General features: G+C 60.4%; 17 protein-coding genes and 1 tRNA gene. 13 read left to right on the top strand and 5 right to left on the bottom strand.

Annotated elements, in window-relative coordinates; translation table 11 throughout:
• Positions 1 to 10: 10 nt before the first annotated feature.
• The 13 genes from ruvA to nadA all read left to right on the top strand — a co-directional run bounded on the left by ruvA (position 11) and on the right by nadA (position 11,310).
• A complete protein-coding gene (gene ruvA, locus PSH66_RS23345; RefSeq protein WP_003175802.1) occupies positions 11 to 622 on the top strand; it encodes a Holliday junction branch migration protein RuvA in 612 nt (203 codons plus the stop codon).
• Entirely contained in the window at positions 623 to 1,681 is a 1,059-nt protein-coding gene (gene ruvB / locus PSH66_RS23340) for a Holliday junction branch migration DNA helicase RuvB (RefSeq protein ID WP_003175801.1), read from the top strand.
• Positions 1,682 to 1,820: 139 nt separating this feature from the next.
• Entirely contained in the window at positions 1,821 to 2,276 is a 456-nt protein-coding gene (gene ybgC, locus PSH66_RS23335) for a tol-pal system-associated acyl-CoA thioesterase (protein WP_003175800.1), read from the top strand.
• A 1-nt stretch (position 2,277) separates the two neighbouring features.
• A complete protein-coding gene (gene tolQ, locus PSH66_RS23330) occupies positions 2,278 to 2,973 on the top strand; it encodes a protein TolQ (RefSeq protein ID WP_003175799.1) in 696 nt (231 codons plus the stop codon).
• A gap of 23 nt (positions 2,974 to 2,996) precedes the next feature.
• On the top strand, positions 2,997 to 3,449 hold the full coding sequence (gene tolR / locus PSH66_RS23325) for a protein TolR (RefSeq protein WP_160384999.1): 453 nt from the start codon (positions 2,997 to 2,999) through the stop codon (positions 3,447 to 3,449).
• Complete coding sequence (gene tolA / locus PSH66_RS23320) at positions 3,449 to 4,522, top strand: cell envelope integrity protein TolA (RefSeq protein ID WP_003175797.1); 1,074 nt, start codon at positions 3,449 to 3,451, stop codon at positions 4,520 to 4,522. The genes tolR and tolA overlap by 1 nt, the downstream gene beginning before the upstream one ends.
• Positions 4,523 to 4,539: 17 nt before the next feature.
• On the top strand, positions 4,540 to 5,820 hold the full coding sequence (tolB, locus tag PSH66_RS23315; RefSeq protein WP_003175796.1) for a Tol-Pal system beta propeller repeat protein TolB: 1,281 nt from the start codon (positions 4,540 to 4,542) through the stop codon (positions 5,818 to 5,820).
• A 55-nt stretch (positions 5,821 to 5,875) separates the two neighbouring features.
• Positions 5,876 to 6,376, top strand: coding sequence for a peptidoglycan-associated lipoprotein Pal (gene pal / locus PSH66_RS23310; protein ID WP_003175795.1), 501 nt, complete (start codon positions 5,876 to 5,878; stop codon positions 6,374 to 6,376).
• Positions 6,377 to 6,382: 6 nt separating this feature from the next.
• Positions 6,383 to 7,216 carry a tol-pal system protein YbgF gene (gene ybgF, locus PSH66_RS23305; protein WP_141063343.1) on the top strand — a complete coding sequence of 278 codons (834 nt, stop codon included), beginning with the start codon at positions 6,383 to 6,385 and terminating at the stop codon, positions 7,214 to 7,216.
• Between the two features lie 164 nt (positions 7,217 to 7,380).
• Entirely contained in the window at positions 7,381 to 8,028 is a 648-nt protein-coding gene (queE, locus tag PSH66_RS23300; protein WP_141063342.1) for a 7-carboxy-7-deazaguanine synthase QueE, read from the top strand.
• A gap of 111 nt (positions 8,029 to 8,139) precedes the next feature.
• Positions 8,140 to 8,215, top strand: a tRNA-Lys gene (locus PSH66_RS23295).
• Positions 8,216 to 8,448: 233 nt separating this feature from the next.
• Positions 8,449 to 10,020: a lactate dehydrogenase gene (locus tag PSH66_RS23290; protein ID WP_305427716.1), complete on the top strand. Its 1,572-nt coding sequence runs from the start codon at positions 8,449 to 8,451 to the stop codon at positions 10,018 to 10,020.
• Positions 10,021 to 10,251: 231 nt separating this feature from the next.
• On the top strand, positions 10,252 to 11,310 hold the full coding sequence (gene nadA / locus PSH66_RS23285; protein ID WP_078734469.1) for a quinolinate synthase NadA: 1,059 nt from the start codon (positions 10,252 to 10,254) through the stop codon (positions 11,308 to 11,310).
• An 89-nt stretch (positions 11,311 to 11,399) separates the two neighbouring features.
• Here nadA and PSH66_RS23280 read toward each other — a convergent pair whose 3' ends face one another.
• From PSH66_RS23280 to gcvP, 5 genes are all read right to left on the bottom strand, one after another.
• Positions 11,400 to 11,888, bottom strand: coding sequence for an RDD family protein (locus tag PSH66_RS23280; RefSeq protein ID WP_003175787.1), 489 nt, complete (start codon positions 11,886 to 11,888; stop codon positions 11,400 to 11,402).
• Between the two features lie 94 nt (positions 11,889 to 11,982).
• The gene (locus tag PSH66_RS23275; protein ID WP_003175786.1) at positions 11,983 to 12,195 is read right to left on the bottom strand and encodes a cold-shock protein; all 213 of its coding nucleotides are present in this window, start codon (positions 12,193 to 12,195) and stop codon (positions 11,983 to 11,985) included.
• A gap of 392 nt (positions 12,196 to 12,587) precedes the next feature.
• Positions 12,588 to 13,712, bottom strand: coding sequence for a glycine cleavage system aminomethyltransferase GcvT (gcvT, locus tag PSH66_RS23270; RefSeq protein WP_305427715.1), 1,125 nt, complete (start codon positions 13,710 to 13,712; stop codon positions 12,588 to 12,590).
• 39 nt (positions 13,713 to 13,751) lie between these two features.
• Entirely contained in the window at positions 13,752 to 15,128 is a 1,377-nt protein-coding gene (locus PSH66_RS23265) for an L-serine ammonia-lyase (RefSeq protein WP_003175784.1), read from the bottom strand.
• 109 nt (positions 15,129 to 15,237) lie between these two features.
• The gene (gene gcvP, locus PSH66_RS23260) at positions 15,238 to 18,075 is read right to left on the bottom strand and encodes an aminomethyl-transferring glycine dehydrogenase (RefSeq protein WP_305427714.1); all 2,838 of its coding nucleotides are present in this window, start codon (positions 18,073 to 18,075) and stop codon (positions 15,238 to 15,240) included.
• Between the last annotated feature and the right edge of the window lie 10 nt (positions 18,076 to 18,085).

Raw genomic sequence — 18,085 nt, 5'->3', positions numbered from 1 at the left:
GATCTGAACCGTGATTGGACGCTTGCGCGGCACCCTGGCTGAAAAACAGCCGCCGCACCTGATTCTGGATGTGAACGGGCTGGGGTATGAGCTGGAAGTGCCCATGACCACCCTGTATCGCCTGCCGTCGGTCGGCGAGCCGATAACGCTGCACACCCACCTGGTGGTGCGCGAAGACGCACAATTGCTCTATGGTTTCATTGGCAAGCGTGACCGCGACTTCTTCCGTGAGTTGATTCGCCTCAATGGCGTAGGGCCGAAACTCGCCCTGGCCTTGATGTCGAGCCTGGAAGTGGACGAACTGGTGCGTGCCGTCTCGGCCCAGGACACCTCGGCGCTGACCAAGGTGCCGGGCGTGGGCAAGAAAACCGCCGAGCGCCTGCTGGTGGAACTCAAGGACCGCTTTAAAGCCTGGGAAGTGGTGCCGAGCATGTTCGCCCTGGTGCCGAACCAGCCGGACATGCCGGCGGGCCAGGTCGCCAGCGCCGAAAGCGATGCGGTCAGTGCGCTGATCTCCCTGGGCTACAAGCCGCAGGAAGCCAGCAAGGCCGTGTCGGCCATCAAGGACAAGAACCTGAGCAGTGAAGATATGATCCGCCGAGCCCTGAAGGGAATGATTTAAGTGATTGAAGCTGATCGTCTGATCGCCGCCACCGGCCCGCGTGACCGTGAAGAAGTCCAGGACCGCGCCATTCGCCCCCTGAGCCTGGCCGACTACATCGGCCAGCCCACCGTGCGCGAGCAAATGGAGCTGTTCATCCAGGCCGCGCGCGGGCGCAGCGAGTCCCTGGACCACACGTTGATCTTCGGCCCGCCGGGCTTGGGTAAAACCACCTTGGCCAACATTATTGCCCAGGAAATGGGCGTGTCGATCAAGTCCACCTCCGGCCCGGTGCTGGAGCGTCCAGGCGATTTGGCCGCGTTGCTGACCAACCTCGAACCGCACGATGTGCTGTTTATCGATGAGATTCACCGGCTGTCGCCGATCGTCGAAGAAGTGCTGTACCCAGCCATGGAAGACTTCCAGCTCGACATCATGATCGGCGAAGGCCCGGCGGCACGCTCGATCAAGCTCGACCTGCCACCGTTCACGCTGGTGGGCGCAACCACGCGCGCGGGCATGTTGACCAACCCGTTGCGAGACCGTTTCGGCATTGTTCAACGTCTGGAGTTCTATAGCACAGCGGACCTGGCGACCATCGTCAGCCGTTCGGCGAGCATTCTCGGCTTGCCCCTGGACCCCGAAGGCGCGTTTGAAATCGCCCGTCGTGCCCGTGGCACGCCGCGTATTGCCAACCGTTTGCTGCGTAGGGTGCGTGATTTTGCCGAAGTGCGGGCCAAGGGGCATATCACCAAGGCCGTGGCCGACCTGGCGTTGAACCTGTTGGATGTGGACGAGCATGGCTTCGATCACCAGGACCGGCGTCTACTCTTGACCATGATCGAGAAATTCGACGGTGGCCCGGTGGGCGTCGACAGCCTGGCGGCGGCCATCAGCGAGGAGCGCCATACCATCGAGGATGTGCTGGAGCCGTACCTGATCCAGCAGGGCTACATCATGCGCACGCCAAGGGGCCGGGTGGTGACACGCCATGCGTATCTGCACTTTGGGCTAAACATTCCGTCACGATTGGGTGAGATGCCCGTGGTAGACGAATTTCTCGATGCAGTGGACGATTAAAAAGGCGACGCGCGTCGATTTATTCAAGGTTTGTGCTGTCCCAGTGTCGGGCGTCGTCATTCAGTCGTAGGAAATGTCTTCGAGAATGCAAAAACAGTTGCCGATCCGGATTGGCAACCTCAGGAGTAAGCACTAGAGTATGCGCGCGCAAAACGGGGATCAGTCGTTCGCACATCGCTGTCGCGTTTATTACGAGGACACCGATGCCGGCGGCATCGTGTATTACGTCAATTACCTCAAGTTCATGGAGCGGGCTCGAACCGAGCGGCTACGGGAGCTGGGCTTTGCCCAGTCCACGCTTGCGGGAGAGGACCTGTTGTTCGTCGTGCATTCCAGCGAGGCGCGTTACCACGCACCGGCGCGACTGGACGACGAACTGCTGGTCAGCGCTGAAGTAATCGAATTGAACCGTGCCAGCCTGCGTTTCAAGCAGCAGGTCAGGCGGGCCACGGATGCAACGCTGCTCTGTGAGGGGCAGTTCCTGGTGGCGTGTGTGCGCACCAACAGTTTGAAACCTCGGGCCATTCCCGAAACTCTACGTGCGGCCTTTGCCGCCGTGAGCGGCGCGGGTAAACAATCAAAGCAGGAGATTTAGCGTGGAACCTACCGTCGTCGACCATTCCTCCATGTGGAGCCTGGTCAGCAATGCCAGTGTTGTGGTTCAACTGGTCATGCTGATCCTGGTAGCCGCATCGGTTACCTCTTGGGTCATGATTTTTCAGCGCAGCAACCTGCTGCGTGCCGGTCGACGTGCCCTGGAGAGCTTTGAAGAGCGCTTCTGGTCGGGTATCGACCTGTCCAAGCTGTATCGCCAGGCCGGCAGCAACCCGGACCCGGACTCGGGCGTCGAGCAGATTTTCCGTGCCGGCTTCAAGGAATTCTCGCGCCTGCGCCAGCAGCCAGGCGTTGACCCGGAAGCCGTGATGGAAGGCGTGGCCCGCGCCATGCGCGTCGCCATTTCCCGCGAAGAAGAGAAGCTGGAGCAAAGCCTGCCGTTCCTCGCCACCGTCGGCTCCGTAAGCCCGTACATCGGCCTGTTCGGTACCGTCTGGGGGATCATGAACTCCTTCCGTGGCCTGGCCCAGGCGCAGCAAGCCACCCTGGCCACCGTGGCCCCGGGTATCGCCGAAGCCCTGGTCGCCACCGCGATCGGCCTGTTCGCCGCGATCCCGGCCGTTATCGCCTACAACCGTTTTGCCGCACGCGGCGAAAACCTGATTGGCCGTTACTACACCTTCGCCGATGAATTCCAGGCGATCCTGCACCGTAAAGTGCACACCAGCGAAGAATAAGCAGGTACTCCCCGATGGCTTTAATCACTCGAGCTCGAACCAAGCGCAAGCCGGTCGCCGAGATGAACGTAGTGCCTTACATCGACGTGATGCTGGTGCTGCTGGTGATCTTCATGGTGACCGCGCCGATGCTCAACCAGGGTGTCAAGGTTGACCTGCCCAAGGTATCCAGCGAAGCCTTGCCTCAGGACAACAACACCCAGGTGCTGACCATTTCGATCAAGGCAGACAAGACCTACTACTGGAACCTCGGCAGCGAAGTCGACACCCAGAAGCAGCAGGACAAGGCCTTGACCCTGCCGGCGATGACCGATGCGGTGACCAAGATCATTCGCTCCGGCAACGAAGGCGGCAAGCACACCCAGGTGTTCATCCGCGGCGACAAGTCGGTCGACTACGGTTCCGTCATGGGCGCCATGGGCGGGCTGCAGAAGGCCGGCGTGGGTAACGTTGGCTTGATTACCGAGGCGCCCTGATGCAGCAACAGCGAGAGCCGTCCGCCTCGGAAAGCTACTTCTGGCCTAGCGTCTGGGCAATTGCCCTGCACATCCTGGTGTTTGGCATGCTGTTCGTCAGCTTTGCCATGACCCCGGATCTGCCGCCGGCCAAGCCGATCGTGCAGGCGACCCTGTATCAGCTGAAATCGAAAAGTCAGGCCACCACCCAGACCAATCAAAAGATTGCGGGTGAGGCCCAGAAGTCGGCTGCGCGCCAGACTGAAGTCGAACAGATGGAACAGAAGAAGGTCGAGCAGGAAGCGGTGAAGGCTGCTGCGGAACAAAAGAAAGAAGAGGCGGCTCAAAAGGCCGAGGAATCGAAAAAGGCGGATGAAGCCAAGAAGGCTGACGAGGCGAAAAAGGCTGACGAAGCCAAGAAAGCCGAGAAAGCTGCCGAAGCGAAAAAAGCCGAAGAGAAACAATTGGCTGATATAGCCAAGAAGAAATCCGAAGAAGAAGCCAAAAAGGCTGCCGAGGAAGAGGCCAAGAAAAAGGCCGCTGAAGAAGCCAAGAAAAAGATAGTCGAAGACGCGAAGAAGAAAGCCGCCGAAGACGCCAAGAAAAAAGCTGAAGCAGACGAGGCGAAAAAGAAAGTCGCCGACGACGCGAAGAAGAAAGCTGCCGCCGATGCCACCAAGAAAAAGGCCCAGGAAGCAGCGCGTAAATCCGCCGAAGAGAAAAAGGCCCAGGCCTTGGCGGATTTGCTCTCCGACACGCCGCAGCGTCAGCAAGCCTTGGCCGATGAACGTGGCGATGAAGTCGCGGGCAGTTTCGACGACCTGATTCGGGCGCGGGCAGCGGAAGGCTGGACACGTCCACCTTCGGCACGCAAAGGCATGACAGTAGTGCTACAGATCGGCATGTTGCCGGACGGTACGGTGACTTCGGTCAGCGTGGCCAAGGGCAGTGGCGATCCATCGTTCGACAGTTCGGCAGTTGCCGCGGTCAAGAACATTGGCCGGTTGACCGAGATGCAGGGAATGAAACCAAGCGACTTCGCTCCCTATCGTTCATTCAAGATGACATTCACACCTGAGGATCTAGCCTTGTGAGAAACCTTCTTCGAGGAATGCTTGTCGTTATTTGCTGTATGGCAGGGATAGCGGCGGCGGATGAAAAGAACATCCTGGTCACCAGCGGTAGTGATCGGGCCACCCCGATCGCCGTTGTACCGTTCGGTTGGCAGGGCGGCAGCGTGCTGCCGGATGACATGGCCCAGATCGTCAGCGACGACCTGCGCAACTCCGGCTACTACGCACCGATTCCGAAAGGCAACATGATCAGCCAGCCGAACCAGGCCAGCGAAGTTGTGTTCCGTGACTGGAAAGCCGTGGGCGCCCAGTACCTGATGGTCGGCAACATCACGCCGGCCGGCGGTCGCCTGCAGATCACCTACACCTTGTTCAACGTGGCCACCGAGCAGCAGGTCCTGACCGGCAGCGTCTCGGGCACCGCCGAACAACTGCGGGACATGGCCCACTACATCTCGGACCAGTCGTTTGAAAAACTCACCGGTATCAAAGGTGCGTTCTCCACACGTCTACTGTATGTAACGGCTGAGCGTTTCTCCGTGGACAACACGCGCTACACCCTGCAGCGCTCGGACTACGACGGTGCGCGGGCCGTGACCTTGCTGCAATCGCGTGAGCCGATCCTGTCGCCGCGTTTCGCACCGGACGGCAAGCGTATCGCCTATGTGTCTTTCGAACAGAAGCGCCCGCGTATCTTCGTCCAGCACATCGATACCGGCCGTCGTGAGCAGATCACCAACTTCGAAGGCCTCAACGGTGCGCCGGCCTGGTCGCCGGATGGTTCGCGCCTGGCGTTCGTGCTGTCCAAGGACGGCAACCCGGATATCTACGTGATGAACATGGCTTCGCGCCAGATCACTCGCGTCACCAGTGGCCCGGGTATCAATACCGAACCGTTCTGGGGCAAGGATGGTTCGACCATCTACTTCACCTCCGATCGCGGCGGCAAGCCACAAATCTACAAAACAAGCGTGGGCGGTGGTGGTGCGGAGCGTGTGACCTTTATTGGTAACTACAACGCCAATCCGAAGCTTTCGGCCGATGAAAAGACGTTGGTGATGATTCACCGTCAGGATGGTTTCACTAATTTCCGGGTTGCGGCCCAGGATTTGCAGCGTGGAACCGTAAAAATCCTTACAGATACCAACCTTGATGAGTCAGCCACTGTTGCGCCCAACGGCACCATGGTAATCTACGCCACCCGCCAGCAGGGCCGGGGAGTCTTGATGCTCGTGTCCATTAATGGACGCGTAAGGCTCCCGCTTCCTACCGCACAAGGCGAAGTCAGAGAACCATCCTGGTCCCCTTACCTGAACTGACGCGGCGCTACAAAAAGATTTGCTTAACACACTGGGGTTCATTAGGAGTTTCACGATGGAAATGCTGAAGTTTGGTAAGTTTGCTGCTCTGGCTCTGGCTCTGTCCGTAGCCGTTGGTTGCTCGTCCAAAGGCGGCGACAATGCCGGTGAAGGCGCAGCTGTTGATCCAAACGCTGGTTACGGCGCTAACTCGGGTGCCGTTGACGGTTCCCTGAGCGAAGAAGCTGCTCTGCGCGCTATCACCACTTTCTACTTCGAATACGACAGTTCGGACCTGAAACCAGAAGCCATGCGCGCTCTGGACGTTCACGCCAAGGACCTGAAAGCTAACGGCGCTCGCGTTGTTCTGGAAGGTAACACTGACGAACGTGGTACTCGTGAGTACAACATGGCACTGGGCGAGCGTCGTGCGAAAGCCGTTCAGCGCTACCTGGTACTGCAAGGTGTTGCTCCAGGCCAACTGGAACTGGTTTCCTACGGTAAAGAGCGTCCAGTTGCTACTGGCCACGACGAGCAGTCCTGGGCTCAAAACCGTCGCGTCGAACTGCGTAAGTAATTCGTCATGCGAACGTGCCGTCGTGCTCTAACTGTATTGGCTCTCAGCTTCGCACCGCTTGCGGTGTGGGCTGCGGTTCCTGTAACGGATAGCAACTCTGGCTATAACAATAGCGGGAGCAGTTATCCGCCAGCGGGTTATGGCACGAACGGCGCCTATGCTGGGGGAGCGGCTACGGCCGCGCCCTCGGCACAGGGCGAGCTGTTCAACCAGCTGCAACGCATGCAGGATCAAATCGCGCAGCAACAAGGCGCCATTGAAGTGCTGCAGAACCAGGTTAACCAGCTCAAGCAAGAAGGCCTGGAACGTTACCAGGATCTTGATCGACGTATAGGAGCCGGTGCTGCACCTGCCGCTACTCCTGATAATTCTTCTGCCGGTGGCGCGCCCAGTGCGGCCATCGGTGGTGCGGCAGCGGGGGCGGCTGCCAGCCAAGCCCCTGCCGCCAGCAGCGAACCGGGTGATCCGGCGAAGGAAAAACTGTATTACGATGCAGCCTTCGACCTGATCAAAGCCAAGGATTTCGACAAAGCCAGCCAGGCATTCAGCGCGTTCCTGCGCAAATACCCGAACAGCCAGTACGCGGGCAATGCCCAATACTGGCTGGGCGAGGTCAACCTGGCCAAGGGTGACTTGCAGGGCGCGGGCCAGGCGTTTGCCAAGGTCAGCCAACTGTATCCCAAGCATGCCAAGGTGCCGGATTCGCTGTACAAGCTCGCTGACGTAGAACGCCGCCTGGGTCATACCGACAAGGTCAAAGGCATTCTGCAGCAGGTCGTAGCCCAATATCCGGGTACTTCCGCTGCCCAGTTGGCTCAACGGGACCTGCAGCGCTTGTAAGCGATGCCGCCCGTTTAGAAGAAACCCGCGCCTGGCGCGGGTTTTTTCGTTAGAATCCACGCCCTTTTATGAAATACGCTCCTTGGGGCCCACGCGTTGGCGGGGTTCCTTGAAGTGCCTGACGGAGGCGGACAGCCTGTTCAGCTGTTACGCCCGTGGCGACTATGCAAGACACACTACGCATTACCGAAGTTTTTTACTCGTTACAGGGTGAAACGCGCACCGCCGGCCTGCCCACAGTCTTTGTGCGCCTGACCGGCTGCCCGTTGCGTTGCCAGTACTGTGACAGCGCCTACGCCTTCAGTGGCGGCACTATACGCACCCTCGACGACATCCTGGAGCAGGTGGCCGGTTACAAGCCGCGCTACGTCTGTGTAACAGGCGGCGAGCCGTTGGCCCAGCCCAACGCCATCCCTTTGCTCAAGCAACTGTGTGACGCCGGCTACGAGGTGTCCCTGGAAACCAGCGGCGCCCTGGATATTTCCGCTGTCGATCCGCGGGTCAGCCGAGTGGTCGACCTCAAGACCCCGGACTCCAAAGAGGCGCACCGCAACCGCTACGAGAACATCGAACTGCTGACGCCCAACGATCAGGTCAAGTTCGTCATCTGTTCCCGCGACGATTATGACTGGGCCACCTCCAAGCTGATCCAATATGGCCTGGAGCGCCGTGCGGGTGAGGTGCTGTTTTCCCCAAGCCATCACGACCTGAATGCACGCGAGCTGGCGGACTGGGTGGTGGCGGACAACCTGCCGGTGCGCCTGCAATTGCAGTTGCACAAGTACCTGTGGAACGACGAACCGGGGCGCTGAGAGGGCGTGCAAACAGCCGCTATGACGGCCCAGACGCGTTATTTCTGGTTTTTTTAAAATAAGGTGTTGAATAATCCTTAGAAATCAGTATTATACGCGCCACCACACAGCGGGTCGTTAGCTCAGTTGGTAGAGCAGTTGGCTTTTAACCAATTGGTCGTAGGTTCGAATCCCACACGACCCACCATTTTTGGCGGTTTAGAAAATCCGGAAGGCCCACGCAAGTGAGGATTTCCGGGTTTTTTTTTGCCTTGTGAAATCACACCTGCCTGTCACTGTTATCGGTGACTTACCGTTTCCAATGCCCGGTTAATGAGTGCGTGTCGTTTTTTTGACCTGGCGTTTGCTATTAATGGGCTGTCAATCGATCTCTGTCTTGGTTAAATTAAAGCCTGTTCAGTTCAAGACATGGATCGTCTCATGACCACTCTTTCACCCATTGCTGCCAATACCCTCATTGTTCGCCGACCAGAGAGCGTTGCCGCGACGCCGATACAAAGCAGCGACACCCTCTCTGCGCGTCCCTCCTCAGTGGTCAGTCTGGGCAATGTCGTCTCCGACACATTCGCCGATACCTATTCGCGCCGCGGACAGTTACCGGGTCACGAAAGCGTACGTGCCTGGGAAAGCGACAGCCAGAACGCGCTCGGCAAAACGATGGGTACCAACTTCAATTCATTGTCCACAGCCAGCCGCTTCAATGGCCTGGGCGCAGGCTTGCTTGAGCAGTTCGCCAAGGACGGCAGGGACATTTCCCAGTCAGTGCTCTACGCCAGCGCCGATCGTGCGGACAACGCCGGCGAGCTCAAAATCGACCAGTCGTTGCTGCACAGCAAGGCCGACAACCAGGTCAGCCTGAGTATCAAGACGGCCAGCGGCAAGACCGTCACCTTCAGCCTGTCCAGCCAGAGCGATGGCTTGGGCGTGCAGGCCACCGTGGATGGGGGTGAGTTGACCGCCGACGAACTCAAGGCCGTGGGTCAACTGGGCAGTGCGTTCCAGGCGGCGGTAGATGGGCTTACCGCCATGCCGCCCAGGCTTGATTTAAGCAACTTGACTCAGGTCGACTCGAAGGTGCTGGCCTCGGTTGACCTCAACGCCAAACTGAAAACCTCGGCAGGGCAGGACCAGACCCTGGCCTTTCATGTGGACAGTCAAAGCCGCAGCACACGCATGAGCGGTCCGGACGGCGAATTGGACCTGTCCGTGGACCTGAAAAACGCGGCGATCCTGGGCAACGCCCAGCAACAGGCCAAGGCGCTGAAAAGCTACCTGGCACAGTTCGATCGGGTTCAGGAGCGTGGCAATGCGAAGGCGCAACTGATGACGATGTTCAAGGACGCGTTCAGCGCCATGAACAGCAATTATCCCCAGGGCCCCGGCGTTGCTGAGGCGTTGACCCTCAACCCGACCGACCAGGGCTTGCTGACCGGCCTGGCCGACTTCAAGGCGTCCATCAGGCAGGCCAGCGAATCCTCCAACCCGATGCGCCCGGCTGAAATCGACAGTTTTGCCTATAACGTGTCGCAGAAAACCCGTGTCAGCGGCGCCAGCGCGTTGGATCGCAGCATCACCCAGGACCAGAAGTCGAGCCTCTCGGCCAGCTATCACAAAGGCCTTGATGGCAGTAAAAACCCGAGCCTGGGGCGCGATCAAAACTCGCAAAACTATCTTTACGTTCAAGTCGAGGACAAGGCCACAAGTTCGGCCAATCTTTCCTACAAGAATGGCCTGCTGACCAACGCTTCCGTTTCCCAAGAGGCAAGCCAGACCACCCGCACGCAGAAGTACGTACTGGGCAAGCGGGTGGATGAGAGCTTCGTGCCCAAACAAGCCTCGGCTCAGCGTGACTACCTGGTGCTGTTGGAATACGCGGCCAAGGAGAGCAGGAAGTCCAAGGATGCGCTACAAGAGTCCACCTTGAAGGATGCCCTGACGACCCTGCATGAATCGGTGATGTTGCAGGAAGATCCGTCCGCCCTGGCACACTGAGGGTGCAATGAAAAAACGGGAAACCCCAACACGGGGTTTCCTTTTTTTTTGCCCGATAGACTTACCCTCGAATGCCAGATTAGGCTTTTGAAACCATTGGATATTCTGTAGCCTTGCGCAGCTTCAACCGTGCTTGATGAACACACTCACTTCGTCCGGCGGCGCCCGTAGGGCTCCTGAGCCGGTGGTACACTCGACTTTCGCGCAACTGCGCCTGCAGGTCTTGCGAACATGACGCATATTTCCGAACGCCTACTGGTTCAAGCCCACCTCGACGCCAAGCAGCCCAAGGCCCTCAGCGCCGACGAAGAGGCAAGCCTGCGCGCCGCCATCGCCGCCGAGCTCAAGGCTCAGGACGCGGTGCTGGTGGCGCACTTCTACTGTGACCCGGTGATCCAGGCCCTCGCCGAAGAAACCGGCGGCTGTGTCTCCGACTCCCTGGAAATGGCGCGCTTCGGCGCCGCCCACCCGGCCAAGACCGTACTGGTCGCCGGCGTGCGTTTCATGGGCGAGACCGCCAAGATCCTCACCCCTGAAAAACGCATCCTCATGCCGACCCTGGAAGCCACATGCTCCCTGGATCTTGGCTGTCCGGTGGATGAGTTTTCGGCGTTCTGCGACCAGCACCCGGAGCGTACCGTGGTGGTGTATGCCAACACCTCGGCGGCGGTCAAGGCGCGGGCCGATTGGGTGGTGACGTCCAGCTGCGCGCTGGAAATCGTCGAAAGCCTGATGGATAACGGCGAGACCATTATCTGGGGCCCGGACAAGCACCTGGGCACTTACATCCAGCGCCAGACAGGGGCCGACATGCTGCTGTGGGACGGTGCGTGCATCGTCCACGAAGAGTTCAAGTCCAAGCAGTTGGAAGACATGAAAGCGTTGTACCCGGACGCGGCGATCCTGGTGCACCCCGAATCCCCGACATCGGTGATCGAACTGGCGGACGCGGTAGGCTCAACCAGCCAGTTGATCGCGGCGGCGCAGCGTTTGCCGAACACGACCTTTATCGTGGCGACCGATCGCGGCATCTTCTACAAGATGCAGCAGCTGTGCCCGGACAAGGTGTTTATCGAAGCGCCGACGGCCGGCAACGGCGCCGCGTGCCGCAGCTGCGCACATTGCCCGTGGATGGCGATGAACACGCTGGAGCGCACGCTGCAGTGCCTGCGCGAGGGCAGCAACGAGATCTTCGTCGAGCCGTCGGTGATTCCGCAGGCGGTGCGCCCGCTCAAGCGCATGTTGGATTTCACCCAGGCGGCACGCCTGAAACTGGCCGGCAACGCGTGACCTGAGACTGGCTCGGTCAACAATGTGGGAGGGGCGGTGCGACGATTCGACTTGCCCCCTCCCACATTTAGATCGTCACTTGGCTGGGGTTACTTCTTTTGCTTCGGAATCCGCACCAGTTGCGTGTCCGAATAGATGTCATGCCAGCTGCGTTTGTTCTTATCGAACAACGACCAGATAAACCCCAGCCCCACGCACAACCACGACGCAATCGACACCACAAAGCGCAACAACGCCTGCCACAGGCTGATGCGTGAGCCGTCGGCGTTCTGCACGCGCACGCCCCACACCTGCATGCCCAGGGTCTGCCCCGAATGGGTCCAGAACTTGGCAAAGAAGCCAAACAGCACAAACAACAGGATTGTCGACAGCAACGGGTCACCGTCCAGTGCGCCGGATTCGGTGAGGGTGCGCATTTTTGCTTCGCCGACGAAGGCGATCCACACCAGCTTGTAGATAAACGCGGTGACGATCAGCAGGGCGGTGCACAGCAAAAAGTCATAGAACATCGCTGCCAGACGACGGCCCAGGCCAACAGCGGGAAATTCGCCCTGGGGGCTTAGCAGGGGGTTGGGCATGGCAGGGCTCTCGGAAGAAAAAACGCAGTTTACGGAATCGCGCCCATAAAAAAGCCCCTGATGTCATATCAGGGGCTTTTTGTCGCAGGAAGGATCAGGCTTCTGCTTGTACTTCGTCAGCCTGCATGCCTTTTTGGCCTTGCACAGCAACGAAGGTCACTTTCTGGCCTTCCTTGAGGCTCTTGAATCCGTTGCCCTGAATGGCGCGGAAATGCACGAACAGATCCGGACCGCTCTCCGGCGTGATAAAACCAAACCCTTTCTCGTCGTTGAACCACTTGACGGTACCGCTCTGACGTTGGGACATTTTCTTCTTTCCTTTGACGCTAAAATTAATGACAGCCCCTTTCACATGAAAGAGTACTGGGCTGGGTTGCAGGAAAGTAAGAGACGTCGAACGGGTTGTAGCATAACGACTTCAGCTACTGCCCAGGTCCAGGTTCCAAGCGACCCATGCAAACACAGTGGGCAAACTCTACGCCAACTAATATGAAAAAAACAACCCCTGGCAAACCCCAGGCTTTGCTCGGTTTCATGACGCTTCGTTGAATAATCCGGAACCGACTTATTCGATAGAGTTGGTCACTTGTTATAGGTGGATACCTATAACAATGACTATCGTGAGTGCACTGTTTTATGGCGGTTGCGTTACAGCTTAGTGCACGCTGACGCAACCGCGTTACTTATGGGAACAGTTACTCAGCCGCGATAGTAACGCTGCGGCACAAATGGCATTTTACTTACACGAAGTGGCACCCTTTTCCCACGCACCAACGCGGACACTTCGGTATCCAGTGCGGTGAATGCGCTGTCCAGGTAACCCATGGCCAGAGGGCCGCCCAGGGATGGGCCAAAACCGCCGCTGCACACGCTGCCGATCACGGTGCCCTCTGCGTCAACGATTTCCGCGCCTTCACGTACTGGCGTGCGTTCCTGCGGCAGCAGGCCCACGCGTTTGCGGCTGACCCCGGTTTGTTGCTGGGTGAAGATGCGGTCGGCGCCGGGGAAGCCGCCGGCACGTACGCCGTCGGCACGACGGGCCTTGGACATCGCCCACAGCAGGCTGGCCTCGATCGGCGTGGTCTCGGCGTTCATGTCGTGGCCATACAGGCACAGGCCGGCTTCCAGGCGCAGGGAGTCGCGGGCGCCCAGGCCAATGGCCTCGACTTCGGTCTCGGCCAGCAGGCTGCGCGCCAGGCTTTCGGCGCTGGCTGCCGGTACCGAGATTTCAAAACCGTCTTCGCCGGTGTAACCCGAACGGCTGACGTAGCAGTCCACGCCCAGCAGGCGCAGCGCGGCGAACTGCATGAAGGTCATCTTGCTGACTTCCGGTGCCAGGCGCGCCAGCACTTTCACCGCGGCCGGACCTTGCAGGGCCAGCAACGTGCGGGCTTCGAACAGTGGCTCGACGGTGCACTGGTCGCCGATATGCGCGCGCAGGTGCGCCAGGTCCTGGTCCTTGCAGGCGGCGTTGACCACCAGGAACAGCTCGTCGTTGCCCAGGTTGGCGACCATCAGGTCGTCGAGGATGCCGCCTTGTTCGTTGGTGAACATGGCGTAGCGCTGCATGCCCACCGGTAGGTCGATGATGTCGACGGGCACCAGGGTTTCCAGGGCCTTGGCCGCGTTGGCACCGGTGAGGCGGATCTGGCCCATGTGGGAGACGTCGAACAACCCGGCCTGATCACGGGTGTGCAAGTGTTCCTTCATCACACCCAGCGGGTACTGCACCGGCATGTCGTAGCCGGCGAAGGGCACCATGCGCGCACCCAGTTCCAGGTGCAGCGCGTGCAAGGGGGTTTTCAACAGGGTTTCGGTGGACATGTTCAGCTCCTGAAAAACGTGCCAGCGCGCCTTGAGGCGTCAGCACTCGATAATGTTGACCGCCAAACCGCCACGGGCGGTTTCCTTGTATTTGCTTTTCATATCGGCGCCGGTCTGGCGCATGGTGCGGATCACCTTGTCGAGGGACACGAAGTGCTGTCCGTCACCGCGCAAGGCCATGCGCACCGCATTGATCGCCTTGACCGAGCCCATGGCGTTGCGCTCGATACAGGGCACCTGCACCAGCCCGCCAATCGGGTCGCAGGTCAGGCCGAGGTTGTGTTCCATGCCGATCTCGGCGGCGTTTTCCACCTGCGACACGCTGCCGCCCAACACTTCGCACAAGGCACCCGCGGCCATGGAACAGGCCACGCCGACTTCGCCCTGGCAGCCGACTTCGGCACCGGAGATCGAGGCGTTTTCCTTGTACAAAATGCCGATGGCGGCGGCGGTGAGCAGAAAACGCACCACGCCGTCTTCGTTCGCGCCGGGGATAAAACGCATGTAGTAATGCAATACCGCCGGCACGATCCCGGCGGCACCGTTAGTGGGCGCGGTGACCACGCGCCCGCCGTTGGCGTTCTCTTCGTTGACCGCCAGCGCATACAGGTTCACCCAATCGAGCACCGACAAAGGGTCGCGCAGCGCCGACTCCGGGTGCTTGCATAACTGGCGATGCAGGGCCGCCGCGCGCCGCTTGACCTTCAAGCCCCCCGGCAGAATCCCTTCATTGCGACAGCCCGCGTCCACGCAGTCCTGCATCACTTGCCAGATGTTCAACAGGCCGGCGCGGGTTTGCGCTTCCGGGCGCCAGGCACTTTCATTGGTCAGCATCACTTGGCTGATCGACAGGCCATAGGTGGTGCAATGACCGAGCAGGTCCTTGGCGTGCTTGAACGGGAAAGTCAGGGGGGTGGTGTCCTCGACAATCCGGTCGGCGCCGGCGGCGTCTTCATCCACCACAAAACCGCCGCCGACCGAGTAGTACTCGCGGCTGCGGACCTGGATGCCGGCCGCATCGAAGGCGCGAAAGATCATGCCGTTGGGGTGGTAGGCGAGGGGTTTGCGAATCATCGCCAGGTGTTCTTTCTCGTTGAACGCAATGCTGTGTTCGCCGAGCAGGTTCAAGCGGCCGTTGCCGCGCATCTGCGCCAGGCGCGCGGCCACGGTTTCGGTGTTCACGGTGTCCGGGTGTTCGCCTTCGAGGCCAAGCAGCACGGCCTTGTCACTGCCGTGGCCTTTGCCGGTGGCGCCCAGCGACCCGTAGAGTTCCACCTTGATGCCGGTGGTGGTGCTCAACAGGTTGTCGCGCTTGAGGCCCTCGACGAATCGAGCGGCGGCGCGCATCGGGCCGACGGTGTGGGAGCTGGAGGGGCCGATGCCAATCTTGAACAGGTCGAACACGCTTAAAGACATGAGTTGTTCTCCGGTTTCTTATTATTCTTGAGATCGTACTCGGTCAAGTGTGGGAGGGGCGGTGCGACGATTCGACTTGCTCCCACATTTGATCGAGTTGACCCTTAAGTTACGCGTAACTCTCGATCGATGGGCATGCGCAGACGAGGTTACGATCGCCGAACACGTTGTCGACCCGGCCCACCGGCGGCCAGTACTTGCCTTCGACCAGCGACGCAACCGGGTACACCGCCTGCTCGCGGCTGTACGGGTGGCTCCATTCACCGACGATTTCAGCGGCGGTATGCGGCGCGTTCTTGAGCGGGTTGTCGTCCTTGTCCAGGGTGCCGTTTTCCACCGCGCGGATCTCTTCGCGGATGGCGATCATCGCGTCACAGAAGCGGTCCAGTTCTTCCCTGGATTCACTTTCGGTCGGTTCGATCATCAAGGTGCCGGCCACCGGGAACGACATGGTTGGTGCATGGAAGCCAAAATCGATCAGGCGCTTGGCTACGTCATCCACGCTGATGCCGCTGCTGTCCTTGAGCGGGCGCAGGTCGAGGATGCATTCATGCGCCACCAGGCCGTTGCTGCCGGTGTAGAGCACCGGGTAATGCTCTTCGAGGCGACGCGAAATGTAGTTGGCATTCAGGATCGCCAACTGCGAAGCGCGCTTGAGGCCCGCGCCGCCCATCATGCTGATGTACATCCAGGTAATCGGCAAAATGCTCGCGCTGCCGAACGGTGCGGCGCAGACCGCGCCTTCCTTGCGTTCCATGGCCGCGTGACCGGGCAGGAACGGCGTGAGGTGCGACTTGACGCCGATCGGGCCGACGCCCGGGCCGCCACCGCCGTGGGGAATGCAGAAGGTCTTGTGCAGGTTCAGGTGGGACACATCGCCGCCGAACTTGCCCGGTGCGCAGAGGCCGACCATCGCGTTCATGTTGGCGCCATCGATGTACACCTGGCCGCCGTTGTCGTGGATGATCGCGCAGATTTCGCGGATGCCTTCCTCGAACACGCCATGGGTGGACGGGTAGGTGATCATCAGCGCGGCGAGGTGTTCGCGGTGCTCGATGGCCTTGGCGCGCAGGTCTTCGATGTCGACGTTGCCGCGCGCGTCGCAGGCGGTCACGACCACGCGCATGCCGGCCATGTTGGCGGTGGCGGGGTTGGTGCCGTGGGCGGACGATGGGATCAGGCAGATATCGCGGCGGGCTTCGCCACGGCTCTGGTGATAGGCACGAATGGCCAACAGGCCTGCGTACTCACCCTGGGAACCGGCGTTCGGTTGCAGGGAGATCGCGTCGTAACCGGTGGCCGCACAGAGCATGGCTTCCAGGTCGGCGGTCAGTTGCAGGTAGCCGGCGCTTTGTTCGGCCGGGGCGAACGGGTGCAGGGCACCGAATTCGGCCCAGGTCACCGGGATCATTTCGCTGGCGGCGTTGAGCTTCATGGTGCACGAGCCCAGCGGGATCATGGTGCGGTCCAGCGCCAGGTCTTTGTCCGCCAGCTTGCGCAGGTAGCGCATCAGCTCGGTTTCCGAATGGTAGCGGTTGAACACCGGGTGGCTGAGGATCGGCGACTGGCGCAGCAGCGCGGCCGGCAGGGCGCTTTCTGCCTGGGCGAAAGCCGGCAGGGCCTTGCCGTCGGCGAAGATCGCCCACAGGGTTTCGATATCGGCCTGGGTGGTGGTTTCGTCGACCGACAGGCCGACACGCTCGGCATCCACCACACGCAGGTTGATGCGCTGGGCGCGGGCCTTGTCGTGCAGGGCGGCAGTGTTGGCGCCGGTGTTGAGCGTGAGGGTGTCGAAGAAGTTTTCTTGTTCGACCTTGAGGCCCAGGGCGGTCAGGCCCTTGGCCAGGATCGCGGTCAGTTGGTGAATGCGCTGGGCGATCTGGGTCAGGCCTTCAGGCCCGTGGTACACGGCGTACATGCTGGCGATGTTGGCGAGCAGCACTTGGGCGGTGCAGATGTTGCTGGTGGCTTTCTCGCGGCGGATATGTTGCTCGCGGGTCTGCATGGCCAGGCGCAGGGCCGGCTTGCCGAAACGGTCGACGGACACGCCGACCAGACGGCCCGGCATGTCGCGCTTGAACGCATCCTTGGTGGAGAAGTACGCCGCGTGCGGGCCACCGAAGCCCAGCGGCACGCCGAAGCGTTGCGCGCTGCCGATGGCCACGTCGGCGCCGAACTCACCCGGCGGGGTCAGCAGGGTCAGGGCCAGCAGGTCGGCGGCCACGGCGACCAGGGCGTTGGCGGCGTGGAAGCGTTCGGTCAGCGCACGGTAGTCGAACACATCACCGTTGCTCGCCGGGTATTGCAGCAGGGCGCCGAAGAAAGCGCTCACGTCGGTCAGCTCGCGCTCATCACCCACCACCACGTCGATGCCCAGCGGCTCGGCGCGGGTGCGCAGCACGTCAAGGGTCTGCGGGTGGCTGTGCACGGAGGCGAAGAAGGCGTTGCTGCCCTTGTTCTTGCTCAGGCGCTTGCAGAAGGTCATGGCTTCGGCGGCGGCGGTGGCTTCGTCGAGCAGGGATGCGTTGGCGATCGGCAGGCCGGTGAGGTCGCTGATCAGGGTCTGGAAGTTCAGCAGCGCTTCCAGGCGGCCTTGGGATATCTCTGGCTGGTACGGGGTGTAGGCGGTGTACCAGGCCGGGTTTTCCAGCAGGTTGCGCAGGATCGGCGACGGTGTGTGACAGTTGTAGTAGCCCTGGCCGATGTAGGTCTTGAACAGTTGGTTCTGGCTGGCGATGGCTTTGATCTTGGCCAGGGCCTCGGCTTCGCTCAGGCCGTCTTCCAGGCCGAGCACGCTGGTGCCCTTGATGCTTTCGGGGATCACGCTGGCGCTCAGGGCTTCGAGGGAATCAAAGCCCAGGCTTGCGAGCATTTGTTGCTCGTCTGCCTGGCGCGGGCCGATGTGGCGGGCGATGAATTCGTTGGCGGTGCTCAAATTAATACTCATGGCGCGCTCC

Origin of the sequence: Pseudomonas sp. FP597 (assembly GCF_030687435.1) — a bacterium.
Classification (GTDB): domain Bacteria; phylum Pseudomonadota; class Gammaproteobacteria; order Pseudomonadales; family Pseudomonadaceae; genus Aquipseudomonas; species Aquipseudomonas lactucae.
The sequence above is the reverse complement of the archived record's forward strand: the minus strand, read 5'-3'. Positions and strand labels throughout refer to the sequence as shown.

Bases quoted from the DNA above. Each gene is read 5' to 3' on its own strand.
- ybgC (WP_003175800.1), top strand. From the start codon at position 1,821: ATGCGCGCGCAAAACGGGGATCAGTCGTTCGCACATCGCTGTCGCGTT.
- tolA (WP_003175797.1), top strand. From the start codon at position 3,449: ATGCAGCAACAGCGAGAGCCGTCCGCCTCGGAAAGCTACTTCTGGCCT.
- tolB (WP_003175796.1), top strand. From the start codon at position 4,540: ATGCTTGTCGTTATTTGCTGTATGGCAGGGATAGCGGCGGCGGATGAA.
- pal (WP_003175795.1), top strand. From the start codon at position 5,876: ATGGAAATGCTGAAGTTTGGTAAGTTTGCTGCTCTGGCTCTGGCTCTG.
- ybgF (WP_141063343.1), top strand. From the start codon at position 6,383: ATGCGAACGTGCCGTCGTGCTCTAACTGTATTGGCTCTCAGCTTCGCA.
- queE (WP_141063342.1), top strand. From the start codon at position 7,381: ATGCAAGACACACTACGCATTACCGAAGTTTTTTACTCGTTACAGGGT.
- PSH66_RS23290 (WP_305427716.1), top strand. From the start codon at position 8,449: ATGACCACTCTTTCACCCATTGCTGCCAATACCCTCATTGTTCGCCGA.
- nadA (WP_078734469.1), top strand. From the start codon at position 10,252: ATGACGCATATTTCCGAACGCCTACTGGTTCAAGCCCACCTCGACGCC.
- PSH66_RS23280 (WP_003175787.1), bottom strand. From the start codon at position 11,888: ATGCCCAACCCCCTGCTAAGCCCCCAGGGCGAATTTCCCGCTGTTGGC.
- PSH66_RS23275 (WP_003175786.1), bottom strand. From the start codon at position 12,195: ATGTCCCAACGTCAGAGCGGTACCGTCAAGTGGTTCAACGACGAGAAA.
- gcvT (WP_305427715.1), bottom strand. From the start codon at position 13,712: ATGTCCACCGAAACCCTGTTGAAAACCCCCTTGCACGCGCTGCACCTG.
- PSH66_RS23265 (WP_003175784.1), bottom strand. From the start codon at position 15,128: ATGTCTTTAAGCGTGTTCGACCTGTTCAAGATTGGCATCGGCCCCTCC.
- gcvP (WP_305427714.1), bottom strand. From the start codon at position 18,075: ATGAGTATTAATTTGAGCACCGCCAACGAATTCATCGCCCGCCACATC.